The organism is Nocardia aegles (assembly GCF_052545135.1).
Genome location: NZ_JBQWRI010000002.1, coordinates 276982 through 291586, shown reverse-complemented (window position 1 = coordinate 291586; position 14605 = coordinate 276982). Strand labels below are relative to the sequence as shown.

The window sequence follows — 14605 nt, the reverse complement described above, 5'->3', positions numbered from 1 at the left end:
CGGAAAGGAGGACTCGTATGGTGCACGTGACCCCGAAAATAACTCGAACGGAGGTCGATCGGCGAGTGTTCGCCGACGACGAGATCTATCGGCTGGAGATGCGGCGGCTGTTTCGCGACGGCTGGACCTACGTCGGGCTGGAGGCTGAGATCCCCGAGGCCGGTGACTTCCGGCGATCCTGGATGGGCGATCTGCCGGTGATCATGACCCGATCCAGGGACGGATCGGTGCGAGTGCTGGAAAATGTGTGCACCCACCGCGGCGCCCTGGTCGCGCTGGATCAGCGTGGGAACTGTTCGACTTTCACCTGTATCTATCATCAGTGGGCCTTCGGTGACGACGGTCGGCTGCTCGGCGTTCCGTTGCGGAAGAACTACACCGAAGGGCAGCACAAGGAGCGAGGCGGGCTGCGGGCGGCTCGGGTCGAGACCTTCTCCGGCATGGTCTGGGCGACCTTCGGCGCAGATGTCGAACCACTCGCGGCGTACCTCGCGGATGCGGGACCGCACCTCGCGGACGTTCTGCGCGACGGCGATGTGGAAATTCTCGGCTACCACCGGTTCGAGGTGCAGGGTAACTGGAAGCTCTTCTTCGAAAACACGCAAGATGCCTACCACGCGGCGCTTTTGCACAACTTTGCGATGGCCGTGGGCGTCAACCCCGTCGGCGAGAATCTCGTCTTCGAAAACGGTCATGGGGCGCTCAAGTGGAAAATGGTGTCGTTGTCGGACGAAGCGATGCGCGAACATCTGTCCACCAAGACCTTTCAGATGCGAGATTTCTCGCTTTTCCAGAGTCATGAGCGGCCCGCTGGAGACAGCTGGAACAGGGTGATGGGCATCTTCCCGAACGCCTTGGTACTCGAAGAGTGGGACATGCTCAACGTCCGGCATATCGTGCCGAAAGGCCCCGGCCGCGTCGAACTGCACACAGTTTCGCTCGGACACAAAGGCGAGTCGCCCGAAAGACACGCCAAACGGGCTCGCGACTATGGCAACTTCTTCGGCCCCGCCGGATTCGCCGGCCGCGACGACGTTGTCGCAATCGGAGCGGTGCAGGCGACCCAAGGTGTGTCCAGCGTGGACTCGAGTTTCATGGCGCTCGGCGACCTCGGCACACCGAGCGGCGACTTGGAGGGTGAGTACACCGTCCGAGGCTTCTACGACGCGTACCGCACCCGGATGGGGTGGTGACCGTGAGCGAAACAGTGAACAGCGTGGTCCCGCGAGGCGGGGACGTCGCCGTGGACGTCGCGGTGCGCGAACAGGTTCTGCACCTGCTGCACCAGGCTTGCGCAATGTTGGACGAACGGCGCTATCGCGATTGGATCGAACTGTTCGCTCCGGACGGGCGGTACGTTGCCATCTCGGCGGAGAACTTCGAGAACAGTTGGCCGCTGTCGGTCATCGACGACAACCGTGCGAGCATGCTCGACCGGGCCGAGTTCATCGAGAAGTACTGGTCGATCGAGCCCGGCCGGACCCGCCGGATAGTCGGAAACGTAGAGATCGAAGCGGCGGGTCCGCACCGGCTCGAGGTTCGCTCCGCGTTCGTGGTGTATCTCACCGATCCCGACGGCCGGGTGGCGATCCAGGCGACCGGCACCTACCGGGACGAACTGGTCCATCTCGACGGATGGCGTTTCCGGCGCCGCACCGCCGTGCACGACAACGATCTGCTGACCCGCCCGGTCACCTATCCGTTCTGAGGCGGGCCGGTGAACTCCGCTCGAAATGACGCGACCGCGGCTGCCACGCGTCCTACCTGGATCGAACGCCACCCGATCCGGACGGGATTCGGCATTCCGCGCATCCGGTCGGCGCCGGCCCCGCAGGCTCGCAGCGCCGATAACGAGGTACGGCGATGATCACGCGCGGCTGTTGGACCCGTGATCAGCGGGTGCTCATCGCAGCACCTGGTGAGCACGTGGGCGAGGAGGGGAAGGTCCTGGTTCGACGGCACGACGAGGTCGTACTCGACACCTTGCTGCGGTTGGGCTGGGCGGCTCCGCACGCCTGCCGGCGCGGCGGTTGCGGGGTGTGCCTGATCCGGATTCATCGCGGCGCTGTGCGACATGGGCCGCATACCCAGCGGGCCTTGTCCCGGCGCGCCGAGACCGAGGAGCGGCTGGGGCTGGCGTGTCGCGCGTTGCCCACGACTCCGGTGGTCGAGATCGAGTTCTGCCACGGGGATGGCGAGCAGGCCACAGCTATGTCCGAGAAACCCGGAGTTTTGTAAAGGAGCAGTGCCGATGAGTGTTCTGAGATTGGGTTACGTGCATTTGGCCGTGACCGACATGCCGAGTGCCCACAACCATTACACCGGTGTGGTCGGTCTGGCCGAGAGCGCCGAGACACCGGAGCGGCTGTATCTGAAAGGCTGGGACGAGTGGGACCATCACTCGCTGGTGCTCGAGCAGGGTGACGGGGGACTGCTGGCGATGGGCTGGAAGGTCCGGGACAACGATTCGCTGGCCCAGGTGGAAAAGGCGGCGCACCGGTTCGGCGCCACGGTGCGCCGCCTGTCCGACGGTGAACGCACTGCGGTCGGCGACGGTTTCCGGTGCACCCTGCCGAGCGGCCATGTCGCCGAGTTCTATTCCGAGATCGAGACGGTCGGGACAGCGGTCGGCACGCTCAACCCCGACCCCTGGCCGCGCGCCGGGTTGCCCGGAATCGGCGCTCCCCGGCTGTCACACCTCGCGCTCTCCGCCGAGGATGTCGCCGGCATGGAGCGGTTCATGGTCGACGTATGCGGATTCCATGTCACCGAGCGCATCGTGGCCGATCCCGGCGATGCCGACCCGATCGCCTCGTTCCTGAGCTGCGGTGAGCAGGCACACGACATCGCGGTCCAGAAGGGTGAGGACGGCCGGCTGCACCACATCGCATACCAGGTGGAGAGTTGGAACGCGGTGCTGCACGCGGCCGACGTGCTCTCGATGAACGACGTGCCGATCGATATCGGGCCGACCCGCCACGGCATTACGCGCGGCGAGACCGTCTATTTCTTCGACCCCACTGGAAACCGCAACGAAGTGTTCGCCGGCGGCTACCGATCAGGGCCGGATATGCCGTGCATCACGTGGACGGCCGACCAGATCGCTCGGGCGATCTTCTATCACGACCGCCGGATGTCCGAGCAATTCTTGACGGCGCAGACCTGAGCCGCGCCGTGACCGAGCCATCTATGAAAGCAGCGAAGTAATGAACCCTACAGTTGACCGCGCTGTCGTCGCCGACCGAGCACGCGACAGTGCCTCCGAGCCGCTCGAATCGACTGTCGAGCACGACGGCTATCGCACGCACTACCTGCAGGCCGGGTCCGGACCGGCGATTGTGCTGCTGCATGGCTCCGGCCCTGGCGCCACCGGACGCGCGAACTGGGCGTCGACTCTGACTTCCGAACTCGCTCAACGGTTTACCCTGATCGCGCCCGACATCGTGGGCTACGGGACGACCGAGCAATTTCCCGAGGTCGGACTGACCCACGACAACCGGGTGCAGCACATCGCGCAGTTCCTGCGCGCACTCGACCTCGGACCGGCGCGGCTGGTGGGCAACTCGATGGGCGGCAGTATCGCGCTCGGGATCGCCGCGGAATATCCCGAACTCGTCGAGCGCATGGTGCTGATGGGTACCGCGGGAGTGTCGTTCCCGGTGACCCGTGAGGTCGACCAACTCTACGGCTACACGCCGAGCGAAGCGAATATGCGCGGCATCTTCGAATTGATGGCCTACGACCGCTCCCGCGTCACTCCCGAGTTGGTACGGGCGCGGTTCGAGGCGTCCCGGGCACCGGTGGCTGCCGAGCGGTGGGCGAATATGTTCCCCGCTCCTAGGCAACGGCATATCGACGCGGCCGCCTTGCCGTTCACAACCCTGGAGAGGATCGCCACGCCCACCCTGCTGATTCACGGCGTGCACGACCGGGTGGTCCCGTTGGCCGCGACCTCGCTGCGGTTGGTGGAGGTGTTGCCGAACGCCGATCTGGTGGTTCTCGGTCGGTGCGGGCATTGGGCGCAGGTGGAGCGTGGCGAGAAATTCCGTCGCGAAGTCGCCCGGTTCTTCTCCGAAACGGAGTGACCCACCATGATGGATGTCGATCTGACCATCGAGCTGTATGTCAGCCGGGCGGAACAGCTTTTCTCGAGTACCGAGATCATCGAGCGAACCGAATCCGGTGAAATACGCACCAGCTATGGAGAATCGATCGCCAACGCTCGCCGGTTGGCGGCCGGCCTGCACGGGATCGGGGTGCGCCCAGGTGACCGCGTCGCATCGATGCTGTGGAACAACATCCCCCACTTCGAGTGCTATCTCGGCGTGCCTTCGGGTGGTTTCGTTCTGCACACGTTGAACTTCCGGCTTCCGATCGAAGACCTCCGGTATGTCATCGGGCACGCGGAGGATCGGGTTGTGATCGTCGACCCGGATCACCTGGACCTGCTCGACGAAGTGCTCGAAGGAGTCGCCAGCGTCCGGCAGATCGTAGTCACCGGCCCCATCCCCGACGCGCTGGGTGCGAATATCACGCGACGTGAGGTGCTGTCCTATGCCGCGCTGCTCGAAGCGGGCGTTCCGGACTATCGTTGGCCGGCTTTGGAAGAAAGGCAGGCTGCGGGTCTCTGCTACACGTCGGCCACAACCGGTCGGCCGAAGGGCGTTGTCTACACGCACCGTTCGCAGGTCTTGCACGCGACGACGATGTGCACCGCCGACGCGCTGGCCATCTCCGAAAGCGATGTCATTCTGCCGATGACGCCGTTCTTTCATGCGAACGCCTGGGGTTTACCGTACTCGGCCGTCATGACCGGGGCGAGGCTTGTGCTGCCCGGTGTGCGTCCGACATCGGCAAACGTCGCCGACCTGATCGAAGCGTACGGCGTGACGGTGGCCGCGGGCGTTCCGACAGTGTGGGCGGGTGTGCTGGAAGCCCAGCACACCCGCGAACGCGACTTCGCCGCATTGAACCGCATCATGTGTGGAGGTTCCGCGATTCCGCGGGCGCTGGCCGAGGAGTTCGAGACCAGGTACGGCACCCTCTTCATCCAGGCATACGGCATGACCGAAGCCTCGCCGTGCACCCATATCTGCCGGCTGCCGGCGTCTATGAACGACCTGCCGAAGGACGAGCGACTCGCTGTTCGCTCGACACAGGGCAGGCTGTTGCCCGGCCTGCGGATGCGGCTGGTCGACGACGGGGGCGAGGTGGTCGCACCGGGCGGGGGAGCCGGCGAGATCCAGCTGCGCGGTCCCTGGATCGCCGACGAGTACTACCGCGACGAGCGCACCGAGTCGGCGTTCCGGGATGGCTGGTACGTCTCCGGTGACCTGGCCACGGTGGACGACAAGGGTTTCGTCGCGCTGGTGGATCGCAAGAACGATCTGATCAAGTCCGGTGGTGAGTGGATCAGCTCCGTGGCGCTGGAGAACGCGCTGATGGGGCATGACGCGGTGGTGGAGGCGGCGGTGGTGGCGGTGCCGGATGAGCGGTGGGTCGAACGCCCACTCGCTTTCGTCGCGTTGCGCCCGGGGACGCAGGTCGGCGGGGAACAGCTGCGTGCGTATCTGCGTGCGCGGTTCCCCGCGTTCTGGTTGCCCGATGAGTTCCGATTCATCGCTGAGATCCCCAAGACCGGCGCGGGCAAGTTCGCCAAACGGGTGCTGCGCGATCGCCTGCGAGCCGAACGTGGCGATTCGGACCGGACAACGCCAGAAGCCGCACCGCGGTTGGCGACTGGAAGTTCAGCATGACCGCAGCGCGCCGGTCTTTACTGGTGACATCGGTCGCATCCGAAGCAGCGGGCGTGGTGTCGATCGAACTGCGGCACCCGGAAGGGGCCGAGCTGCCGGCCTGGGAGCCGGGTGCACATATCGATCTGTATCTGCCCTCCGGTCTGGTCCGCCAGTATTCGCTGTGCTCGGACCCCGCGGACCGGACGCGATACCGCATCGCCGTTCTCCGGGTTGCCGATGGCCGCGGCGGCTCGATAGAGGTGCACGACACCGGGCTCGCGGGCCGCGAACTCGAGGTCGTCGGCCCGCGTAATCATTTCCCACTGGCCGCCGCGCCGAACTATCTGCTGATCGCAGGCGGGATCGGCGTTACTCCGCTGCTGACGATAGCCTGCCGGCTGGCCCGGCAGGGGCAGCGCTGGTCGATGATCTACGGCGGCCGATCCCGGACGAGCATGGCGTTCATCGACGAGCTGACCGCGCTCGGCGGTCTGGTCGACATCGTCCCGCAGGACGAACGCGGATTGCCCGACTTGGCCACCGCGGTCCGCGCCTGCCCTCCGGGCACCGCTGTGTATTGCTGCGGCCCGGAAGCGATGCTGCGGGTGGTGCAGTCGCTGTGCGCCACGCATCTCCCCGCGGGTGCTCTGCATATCGAGCGGTTCGCAGCAGCCGCACCCGACAGTGCCGGTCGGGCCTGCGCGAATCAGGATTTCGAGGTCGAGCTGGCTCGTTCCGGCCGGGTGCTCACGGTACCTGCCGATCGCACGGTGCTCGACGCCGTCCTCGATGCGCAGCCCGGCACACCGTATTCCTGCACGGAAGGCTATTGCGGTACGTGCGAGGTGACGGTGCTCGGGGGAACACCCGATCATCGGGACGACGTTCTTACCGACGCCGAGCGCGAAAGTGGCAAAACCATGATGATCTGTGTCAGTCGCGCGAGGTCGCGCCGGCTGATCCTCGACCTGTGATGACAGTGGATTCGGTCGAGGATTCGATGACCCACGCGACTTGTGTGGTCCGGTGCGGTCGGTGCACGTCGGGTAGCCCAGGCACCCGCACAGTCAGTCGGCCACGTAGCGCAGCAGCACCACCTCGCGGAAGTGCTTCGTCTGGACCAGCCGGAGCTGGATTCGCTTGTCCAGCACTGGGAAGAGCGGTGTGCCGCCGCCGACGGCGACCGGATACAGGAACAGCCAGTACTCGTCGATGAGCCCGTGCGGCATCAGCGAGGCCGCGAGGCTCGCGCCACCGACCTCCATGACGCCATCGCCGCCCGCCTTGAGCCCGCGGACCTCCTCGACCGCGTTCTCGCTGATCAGCGTGCTGTTCCAGTGGACATCGGTAAGCGTCCGGGAGAAGACGAACTTCGGCTTGTCCATCCAGAGTCTGCCGAACTCACGCTCGATGCGCGGCGCGTCCTCGGGCACGTGCGGCCAGTACTCGGCCATCAGCTCGTACAGGCGACGGCCGTGCAGCGAGACTTCGATGTCGCGGTAGCGGTCGTTATGGAACTGGTGCAGCTCCTCGTCCGGGTTCGTCCAATCGATGCTGCCGTCACGGTCGTTGACGTAGCCGTCGAGGGACACGCCGTACGAGTAGATCAGTTTCCTCATGACAGGGTAGACCGCCCGGACGAGCAGAATTCATCGGACACGACTCATCCGGGCCATCTCAATAGCGCCCGACGAGCTCGGTGTCGAGCCCTACCCGGCCGATCGCACCGGGAGCGGCGCCCAGAGGTATGTCGCGGCCCGGGAGCGGTTCGGTGAAGAACCGGAGGTTGTCGGCCACGAACTCTTTCAGCTCTTCGGGCGTCTTGCGATCGAGAGTGATCGCCTCGACCGGGCAGGCCGGTAGGCATGCGCCGCAGTCGATGCACTCCTTGGGATTGATGTACATCTTCCGGGCACCTTCGTAGATGCAGTCCATCGGACACTCGTCCATGCAGGACTTGTCGGTCACGTCGATGCACGCCGCACCGATCACGTACGCCATGGGTCGATCCTCCTACTCGCCCCGCGGGTTCGGTCGAGTGCTCGAAAGAACTTCGCGGAACTTCATCCGTAACGTAGATCCATACTAGAATGATGCTCTAGAATCGGTCCAGCCCGGCGGGTTGACGCCCGGACGGCGAACCATCAGTGCCCGACCTCGTAAGCAAGTTTCTCCGGGAGCAGACATGCCCAACTTTTCGATGACGATTGGTGGCGAACAGGTCGCTGGGAGTTCAAGATTCGCGGTGATCAACCCGGCGACCAGCGAACCGTTCGCGGAAGCTCCCGATTGCTCGGCCGCCCAGCTCGACCTTGCGGTTACGTCGGCCGAGAAGGCCTACACCAGTTGGCGCACCGACGAGGGAGCTCGTCGAGAGGCCATGCTCCGCGCCGCCGATCGCTTGGAGGCCGAAGCCGAGAATCTGGGCCGCGTCCTGACCCAGGAACAGGGGAGGCCGCTGCCCCAGTCGCCAGTGGAGATGACGGTCTCCGCGTACTGGTTGCGGTATTACGCCACACTCGACACCCCTGCCGAAGTACTTCAAGACGACGAGCGGGCCTACGTGAAGCTGCTTCGTCAGCCGCTCGGTCCCGTCGCGGCTATTACGCCCTGGAACTTCCCAGTGGTGCTCGCGTTCTGGAAGATCGCGCCTGCCCTGCGGGCGGGTAACACCCTGGTGCTCAAACCGTCGCCGTTCACCCCGCTGACCACCTTGAAGATCGGTGAGCTACTGGCCGATGTTCTGCCGCCGGGCGTGCTGAACGTCGTGTCGGGGCTGGAGCCGCTCGGCGCCGGGCTCACCGCGCACCGGGCGATTCGCAAGATCAGTTTCACGGGCTCGACCGTCACTGGCCGCAAGGTCGCCCTAGCTGCCGCTGAGGATTTCAAGCGGGTGACTCTCGAACTCGGTGGAAACGACCCGGCGATCGTGCTCGACGACGCGGACCCACAGACCGTCGCGGCCGGCATTTTCGCCAGCGCGATGGGCAACACCGGCCAGAGCTGTGTGGCTGTCAAGCGAACCTATGTGCCGCGGAAACTGTACGGCGATGTGGTCGCCGCTTTGGTCGATGAGGCCAGGGCTGCCAAGGTCGGTAACGGGCTCGAAGCCGGCGTGGAGTACGGGCCGTTGAACAACCGTCCGCAGTGGGAAAGGGTCGCCGGCCTGGTGGCCGACGCGATGAGCGCGGGTGCCACAGTCGAGGCAGGCGGTCCGGTACTCGATGGACCGGGCTACTTCTATGCACCGACCATCCTCACCGACGTCAACGATGACATGGCTGTCGTCGCGGAGGAGCAATTCGGACCCGTGCTGCCCGTATTGCCTTACGACAGTGTGCCCGAAGTGATCGCACGCGCCAACGCCACGCACTTCGGGCTCGGGTCCTCGATCTGGACCGGCGATCCGCAACGCGGCCTGGAGCTCGCTCCTCAGATCGAAGCGGGCACCACGTGGATCAACAACCATATCGTGCTGCCGCCCACGCTTCCGTTCGGCGGCGTCAAATGGAGCGGAATCGGTGTGGAGAACGGCGTCTGGGGTTTGCACGAATTCACCGACGTGCACGTTGTTCACCAGCCCCGCGCACTCGGCGCCGGCTGGCCGTGACATCGAATGGCGGCCGGATGACTACGGAATGCAAGGACCGATAAAATGAGCACCACCGAATCTGTTGACTTGACCGAAATCGCGCTGTGGATGGGCGACCCCTATACTGTCTTGCGACAGCTTCGGGAAAACGATCCCGTCCACTGGCACACGCCCGCTCCCGGCAATATCACTCACACGCAACCGTTCTGGGCATTGACCAGACACAAAGATATCGCACACGTCTCGCGCCATCCGGAGATCTTCTCCTCCGCGGAAGGCCACATGACACTGACACTCGGAACCGGATTCACGGACTACGACACCTTCGCAATGCTGGGGATGGACGACCCCATGCATGCATGGATGCGTGGGATAGTCAGCAGTGCGTTCACCGCCAAGATGGTCATGCAGGCGGAACCGGTTATCCGGCAACAAGTCGCCGCCCTGCTCGACGCGCTCGCCCCGCGTAAGCACGAAGAAATCGACTTCGTGCATGAGGTGTCCGCCGCCGTTCCGGGCCAGATCATCGGCGACTTGCTCGGATTCCCGCGGGAAGACCAGCATCTACTCGCCGAGTGGACCGACGCCGTCACCGACCTCGACGATATGGAAATCGACCTGGAAGCCTGCACTGCGTTTTCGGCCAAAGGTTCGGCTGCCGTGACCGAGATGTTCGATTATCTCGAACGTATGCAGCGGGATCGGGAGGAAAACCCCAAAGAAGATCTCGTATCCCGGATCATGGGAGCGGAGTTGAACGGCAAAAAGCTCACCTGGCGACAGCAACGAGAGGTCTTCTTCGTCCTCGTAGGCGCGGGCAACGACACCACGCGCAACACTACCAGCGCGGGTGCGCGAGCCTTGTTCGACAACCCTGATCAGCGTGCCGACCTCGCTGCGGACTACTCGCTCATGCGCTCCGCGGTCGAGGAGATGCTGCGTTGGGGAAGTGTGGTGACCCACTTCCGCCGCACGGCTACCCAGGATACGGAAATCGGTGGAAAGCAGATCAAGAAGGGTGACTGGGTGGTGATGTTCTACACGGCGGCCAATCGTGATCCGGAGGTTTTCGAGGAACCCGACGTCTTCAAGATCAGGCGCTTCCCGAACGAGCACATGGCATTCGGTGGCGGTGGGCCGCACTTCTGTCTCGGGGCCCCTCTCGCCCGCCTGGAGTTGCGCATCATCTTCGAGGAGTTTCTGCGCCGTTACCCCCACTACGAGATCACCGGTGACACGCCATTCACCACGAGCAATCTCTTCCACGGTATCAAAACGATGCCGATGATCCTCGAACCCCGATAAGGAAGGGAGTGTGAGCGATGCTTTTTCGTGTCACAGCCGATGATGACCGATGTGTGTGTTCTCGGCAGTGCTCAGCAGTCGCTCCCGACGTATTCGGACACGATGACGACGGCATCGTGGTCGTTCTCGAGCCGCACCCGCCGGCGGAGTCCCATGAGTCCGTCCGCCGCGCGGCGCGCGTCTGCCCGTCGGCCGCGATCGAGATCAGCGCGGATTAGCGCAGGTCGCGGCGGAATGGGAGCCGGCTCGTCGCGATCCGAGTAGCTGGTCCGCCCGCCCCGTCCTACCGTTCGGAGCGGGCAGACCTGTTCGCGACCCGGCCTGCTGTACCTATGCCAAGTGTCGACCGAGGTCGGCGGCTACTGCTGGAGAATGAAAACGCCGTGCGACAGCAGCACATCGCCGTTGTCGCGCTTGACCGAGAAGCTGATCTCGCCGCCGCGCTGGTGCCAGGTGTCGATTGTCAGCGTGTCGCCCGGCATTGTCGGCGCGCTGAGCCGTGCAGCCAGCGAGATGAAGCGGCTCGGATCCGAATCGGCGTATCCCGCGAGCAACGTGCGCCCGACGATGCCGTAGGTGCACAGGCCGTGCAGGATCGGTCGTGGGAAGCCGGCCTGTTTCGCAGCCACCGGGTCGAGATGCAAAGGGTTGCTGTCGCCGGTCAATCTATAGAGGAGGGCTTGGTCTGGCCGCGTCTGCGCAGTCAGCACCTCATCCGGCTCGCGTTCGGGCGCAGGTGCGGGAACGCGAGCCGGGCCGCGCTGCCCGCCCCAACCGCCTGCGCCGCGGAAGAACATGGATTGCGTGGAGCGGGTGTACGGCTCGCCGCTAGCGGCGTCGGCGACCTCCGAAACCGTCTCCACCACGGCTGCGTTGCCCTTGTCCCACACTGCCGAGATCTCCGCGGTGACCAGCACAGTCGCCGCTGTCGGCAGTGGGCGGAGTTGTTCGCATTTCTGCTCGCCGTGCAACATCGCCCGGACGTCGACCGCGTCGTCGAGAAACTTCACCAACCCCGCGACGCCGACCTCGGCTCCAGCGAGCACGCCGAAGGTGGGATAGACCACCTGTTGCCGGTACGGCGTGGTGTCCGTGGTGAATTCCAGCTCGGCTAGCGGGTCTTGTTGGCCTGCGCCGATACCCAGCGCGTAGAGGGCACAGTCGCGACTGTGCCACCGTGCGGTTGCGGACTCGAGCTTCGTGCCTACGAGCTCCGACGTGATTTTCACCAAAGACTTCTCCTCGGACGCACCGTCAACGGTCTAGTATCATGTACTAGAATATCACTCTAAAACCACAGCGGAAGCGGAGATCCATGAAGCCTCCATTGCCCGAGCCGACACCGGAGACGCAGCGCTACTGGGATGGCGCCGCTGCCGGTGAACTCTGGATCCAGCGTTGCGTGACCACCGGCAGGCACTTCTTTTATCCGCGCGTGTACTCCCCGTTCGTCACCGGCGGGGCCGTGGAATGGGTGAAGGCATCGGGCAATGCGACGCTCTACTCCTACAACATCGTCCAGCGCCCGGCGCCGGGCTTCGAGGACCGCGGTCCTTATGCGCTTGCGGTGGTGGAGTTGGAAGAAGGACCTAGAATGATGACGAACATCGTCGGGATCGAGAACACACCGGAAAACCTTGTCCTCGACATGCCGCTGCGCGTCACCTTCGAGCGGCGCGACGGCATGGCGTTGCCGGTGTTCGAGCCGACGGTGCGCGCATGAAGCCGGGTGAGGTCGCGGTCGTCGGCGCCGCGGAATCCGAGCGGATCGGTGTCGTCCCGGATCAGTCGGTACTCCAGCTCAATCTCGACGCGTCGCTGCGTGCCATCACTGACGCCGGGCTGACGGTCGCCGACATCGACGGCGTGGCAAGCACCGGAAACTTCGCTACCGAAATCGCGCACAATCTCGGCATTCGCACCAGGTGGGTCGACACAACCAGCGTCGGCGGGTGCTCATACTTCCTCCATCTGCGGCATGCGGCCGCAGCGATCGTTTCCGGCATGGCGACGGCAGTGCTGATCTCGCACGGTGAATCGGGGCGGTCGCGTGTCGGGATGGAACCGTTCGAGTTTCCGGCCAACGGAGCCCTCGGCCAGTTCGAGATGCCCTACGGTGTTGCCGGGTTCGCATCCATGTTCACCGTTCCGGCGCTGCGCTTCATGAAGGACAGAGGTGTCACTCATGAGCAGTTGGCTTCCGTCGCCGTCGCACAGCGGAAGTGGGCCATGCGGAACCCGCGAGCAATGAAGCGGGATCCGATCACCATCGACGATGTGCTCACCTCGAAGGTGATCGCCTATCCGTTCCACGTGCTCGAGTGCTGCTTGGTAACCGATGGCGGTGGCGCCATCGTGGTCACTTCGGCCGAGCGTGCGGCCGATCTGCACGCGAGACCTGCGTACATTCTGGGTACCGGGGAGAGTTCTGAGCACACGATCGTGTCGCAGATGGCCGATTTCACGAGCTCCCGGGCCTTCCGGGATTCGAGCTCGATGGCGTTCGCCGAGGCGGGGTTGTCGCCGAAAGATATCGATCACCTGATGGTGTACGACGCTTTTGCGCATGTTCCGCTGTATGGACTGGAGGACTTGGGTTTTGTGGAGCGGGGCGAATCGGGAGCATTCGTCGCCGAGGGCCACACCTCGCCCGGTGGCAGCCTGCCGATGAACACGAATGGCGGCGGGCTGTCCTACACCCACACTGGTATGTACGGGATGTTCGCTCTGCAAGAGTCGATTCGACAGGTACGCGGCGAGGCGGCCGCGCAGGTGCCAGAGGTCGAGACCAGTTTCGCCCAAGGTGTCGGTGGCATGTTCCAGAATGCGGGCTCGATCATCTTCGGCAGTCGGCGCCCCTAGGAATCCCGGTACTCGTCAGCTTCTAGAATTAAATTCTGGAATGCATGTGCCGCATGCTCCCGTGACGAATGGAGTGTAGGGATGGTAGAGCCGGATCTGGAGCTTCCGCTGCCTGCCGCGGCCGCAGCGGTGCGCGCAAAGTCCGGGCGCTGGCCCAAGTCGAGTGCCACCAAGCAGGCGGTACTCGACGCGGCCAGGGTCCTGTTCAGCATCAAGGGGTATGAGGCGACCAGTATCAATGAGTTGGTCAAGGCCTCCGGGGTGAGTGTCGGGAGCATCTATCACCAGTTCGGAGGCAAGGCCGAGGTATTCATGGCACTTGCCCGTGAGGCGCTCAGCAGCAATGCTGCCGCGTCGACGCGAGCCACGGAGCAGGCACGTGCCGCTGGTGAGACTCGCCCGGGCGCTCTCTATGTGGCGGGCGCCAAGGCGCACCTGATCGATACCTGGAGATTGCGGGAGGTCACGCGCTTCCTTTTCGGCGACGATGTTCCCCCTGGCTTCTCGGAAGTCAGGCGCGAGGCAGTCTTGCGGTTCATGCACGGAGCTCGTCGGCTCAGGATCGGCGACCCGCCGTTGCCCGACTTGAGTGCCCACGCGGTCACCAGCCTGGTCAATGCCGCCGCGCTCCAGATCGTCCAGATCGATGACGCCGCCACTGCGGAAAAGATCGCGGACTACTTCACCGGGCTCATCCTGCGTCTGGTGGATGAGGACGGGTGACATCTGCGAAGCGAGAACCGCGGCCCCACTGGCCGCGCCGGAAGTCACGGACAAGCTGTCTTGCGTGCGGCGGCCGGTGCGGTCCGGGACGTGGTCCTGACTTCAGGTGGTGCGCGAGCGTGTGATTCTGTCGCTCGCGGCGCTGCAAGAGGGTCCGTCGGCCGGGTCGGAAGTCGGATCATCCGATCTGGGACCACTACTCGGGCCACGAACGCGCCGAGGTGTGGATTCGGACGCGGCACCCCTGGTCGAGCCCACGTCTCCTGACGCAGCACCAGGTGGTCCGTAGAAGACCCAGGGAAGATGCGAAGGCCTTGCCACAGCCAATTTAGAACTCTATTCTAGTATGACGCACGATACGGCTGTAGCGGCGTTCGAACAGCAG

General features: G+C 64.4%; 16 protein-coding genes. 13 read left to right on the top strand and 3 right to left on the bottom strand.

The annotated features are described in order from the left end of the window. The first annotated feature begins 17 nt into the window (after window positions 1-17). From ACT89H_RS06645 to ACT89H_RS06615, 7 genes are all read left to right on the top strand, one after another. Complete coding sequence (locus ACT89H_RS06645; RefSeq protein WP_445107619.1) at window positions 18-1193, top strand: aromatic ring-hydroxylating oxygenase subunit alpha; 1176 nt, start codon at window positions 18-20, stop codon at window positions 1191-1193. A 2-nt stretch (window positions 1194-1195) separates the two neighbouring features. Continuing rightward, the gene (locus tag ACT89H_RS06640; RefSeq protein ID WP_445107618.1) at window positions 1196-1708 is read left to right on the top strand and encodes an aromatic-ring-hydroxylating dioxygenase subunit beta; all 513 of its coding nucleotides are present in this window, start codon (window positions 1196-1198) and stop codon (window positions 1706-1708) included. A gap of 155 nt (window positions 1709-1863) precedes the next feature. Further along, window positions 1864-2238, top strand: a complete 375-nt coding sequence (locus tag ACT89H_RS06635) for a 2Fe-2S iron-sulfur cluster-binding protein (protein WP_445107617.1) — start codon at window positions 1864-1866, stop codon at window positions 2236-2238. A gap of 13 nt (window positions 2239-2251) precedes the next feature. Next, on the top strand, window positions 2252-3166 hold the full coding sequence (locus ACT89H_RS06630) for a catechol 2,3-dioxygenase (protein ID WP_445107616.1): 915 nt from the start codon (window positions 2252-2254) through the stop codon (window positions 3164-3166). A 40-nt stretch (window positions 3167-3206) separates the two neighbouring features. Further along, entirely contained in the window at window positions 3207-4085 is an 879-nt protein-coding gene (locus tag ACT89H_RS06625; protein WP_445107615.1) for an alpha/beta fold hydrolase, read from the top strand. Between the two features lie 6 nt (window positions 4086-4091). After that, a complete protein-coding gene (locus ACT89H_RS06620) occupies window positions 4092-5756 on the top strand; it encodes a long-chain-fatty-acid--CoA ligase (protein WP_445107614.1) in 1665 nt (554 codons plus the stop codon). After that, the gene (locus ACT89H_RS06615) at window positions 5753-6712 is read left to right on the top strand and encodes a PDR/VanB family oxidoreductase (protein ID WP_445107613.1); all 960 of its coding nucleotides are present in this window, start codon (window positions 5753-5755) and stop codon (window positions 6710-6712) included. The genes ACT89H_RS06620 and ACT89H_RS06615 overlap by 4 nt, the downstream gene beginning before the upstream one ends. 93 nt (window positions 6713-6805) lie before the next feature. Here ACT89H_RS06615 and ACT89H_RS06610 read toward each other — a convergent pair whose 3' ends face one another. Together ACT89H_RS06610 and fdxA are read right to left on the bottom strand one after the other, a co-directional pair. Next, on the bottom strand, window positions 6806-7357 hold the full coding sequence (locus tag ACT89H_RS06610; protein WP_445107612.1) for a dihydrofolate reductase family protein: 552 nt from the start codon (window positions 7355-7357) through the stop codon (window positions 6806-6808). 58 nt (window positions 7358-7415) lie between these two features. Continuing rightward, on the bottom strand, window positions 7416-7739 hold the full coding sequence (fdxA, locus tag ACT89H_RS06605) for a ferredoxin (protein ID WP_445107611.1): 324 nt from the start codon (window positions 7737-7739) through the stop codon (window positions 7416-7418). Window positions 7740-7923: 184 nt separating this feature from the next. Here fdxA and ACT89H_RS06600 point away from each other — a divergent pair, with 184 nt between their 5' ends. Genes ACT89H_RS06600 through ACT89H_RS06590 form a run of 3 tightly spaced genes read left to right on the top strand, consistent with a single transcriptional unit; the run spans window position 7924 to window position 10853 of the window. Continuing rightward, window positions 7924-9348, top strand: a complete 1425-nt coding sequence (locus ACT89H_RS06600) for an aldehyde dehydrogenase family protein (protein ID WP_445107610.1) — start codon at window positions 7924-7926, stop codon at window positions 9346-9348. 45 nt (window positions 9349-9393) lie between these two features. Continuing rightward, entirely contained in the window at window positions 9394-10635 is a 1242-nt protein-coding gene (locus ACT89H_RS06595) for a cytochrome P450 (RefSeq protein ID WP_445107609.1), read from the top strand. Between the two features lie 17 nt (window positions 10636-10652). After that, a complete protein-coding gene (locus ACT89H_RS06590) occupies window positions 10653-10853 on the top strand; it encodes a ferredoxin (RefSeq protein ID WP_445107608.1) in 201 nt (66 codons plus the stop codon). 141 nt (window positions 10854-10994) lie between these two features. Here the strand turns inward: ACT89H_RS06590 and ACT89H_RS06585 are convergent, their stop codons facing one another. Beyond that, a complete protein-coding gene (locus ACT89H_RS06585; RefSeq protein ID WP_445107607.1) occupies window positions 10995-11864 on the bottom strand; it encodes a MaoC/PaaZ C-terminal domain-containing protein in 870 nt (289 codons plus the stop codon). Window positions 11865-11962: 98 nt separating this feature from the next. Between ACT89H_RS06585 and ACT89H_RS06580 the strand changes: the two genes are divergently transcribed. The 3 genes from ACT89H_RS06580 to ACT89H_RS06570 all read left to right on the top strand — a co-directional run bounded on the left by ACT89H_RS06580 (window position 11963) and on the right by ACT89H_RS06570 (window position 14220). Beyond that, on the top strand, window positions 11963-12358 hold the full coding sequence (locus ACT89H_RS06580; RefSeq protein ID WP_445107606.1) for a Zn-ribbon domain-containing OB-fold protein: 396 nt from the start codon (window positions 11963-11965) through the stop codon (window positions 12356-12358). Beyond that, window positions 12355-13497, top strand: coding sequence for a thiolase C-terminal domain-containing protein (locus tag ACT89H_RS06575; protein ID WP_445107605.1), 1143 nt, complete (start codon window positions 12355-12357; stop codon window positions 13495-13497). The genes ACT89H_RS06580 and ACT89H_RS06575 overlap by 4 nt, the downstream gene beginning before the upstream one ends. Window positions 13498-13578: 81 nt before the next feature. Then, window positions 13579-14220, top strand: coding sequence for a TetR/AcrR family transcriptional regulator (locus tag ACT89H_RS06570; RefSeq protein ID WP_445107604.1), 642 nt, complete (start codon window positions 13579-13581; stop codon window positions 14218-14220). Window positions 14221-14605 lie beyond the last annotated feature (385 nt).

What these genes read in the sequence shown, in the direction of transcription:
- ACT89H_RS06635 (WP_445107617.1), top strand. Translation starts at nt 1,864, where the DNA reads ATGATCACGCGCGGCTGTTGGACCCGTGATCAGCGGGTGCTCATCGCA.
- ACT89H_RS06645 (WP_445107619.1), top strand. Translation starts at nt 18, where the DNA reads ATGGTGCACGTGACCCCGAAAATAACTCGAACGGAGGTCGATCGGCGA.
- ACT89H_RS06625 (WP_445107615.1), top strand. Translation starts at nt 3,207, where the DNA reads ATGAACCCTACAGTTGACCGCGCTGTCGTCGCCGACCGAGCACGCGAC.
- ACT89H_RS06575 (WP_445107605.1), top strand. Translation starts at nt 12,355, where the DNA reads ATGAAGCCGGGTGAGGTCGCGGTCGTCGGCGCCGCGGAATCCGAGCGG.
- ACT89H_RS06615 (WP_445107613.1), top strand. Translation starts at nt 5,753, where the DNA reads ATGACCGCAGCGCGCCGGTCTTTACTGGTGACATCGGTCGCATCCGAA.
- ACT89H_RS06630 (WP_445107616.1), top strand. Translation starts at nt 2,252, where the DNA reads ATGAGTGTTCTGAGATTGGGTTACGTGCATTTGGCCGTGACCGACATG.
- ACT89H_RS06570 (WP_445107604.1), top strand. Translation starts at nt 13,579, where the DNA reads ATGGTAGAGCCGGATCTGGAGCTTCCGCTGCCTGCCGCGGCCGCAGCG.
- ACT89H_RS06600 (WP_445107610.1), top strand. Translation starts at nt 7,924, where the DNA reads ATGCCCAACTTTTCGATGACGATTGGTGGCGAACAGGTCGCTGGGAGT.
- ACT89H_RS06620 (WP_445107614.1), top strand. Translation starts at nt 4,092, where the DNA reads ATGATGGATGTCGATCTGACCATCGAGCTGTATGTCAGCCGGGCGGAA.
- ACT89H_RS06595 (WP_445107609.1), top strand. Translation starts at nt 9,394, where the DNA reads ATGAGCACCACCGAATCTGTTGACTTGACCGAAATCGCGCTGTGGATG.
- ACT89H_RS06590 (WP_445107608.1), top strand. Translation starts at nt 10,653, where the DNA reads ATGCTTTTTCGTGTCACAGCCGATGATGACCGATGTGTGTGTTCTCGG.
- ACT89H_RS06610 (WP_445107612.1), bottom strand. Translation starts at nt 7,357, where the DNA reads ATGAGGAAACTGATCTACTCGTACGGCGTGTCCCTCGACGGCTACGTC.
- fdxA (WP_445107611.1), bottom strand. Translation starts at nt 7,739, where the DNA reads ATGGCGTACGTGATCGGTGCGGCGTGCATCGACGTGACCGACAAGTCC.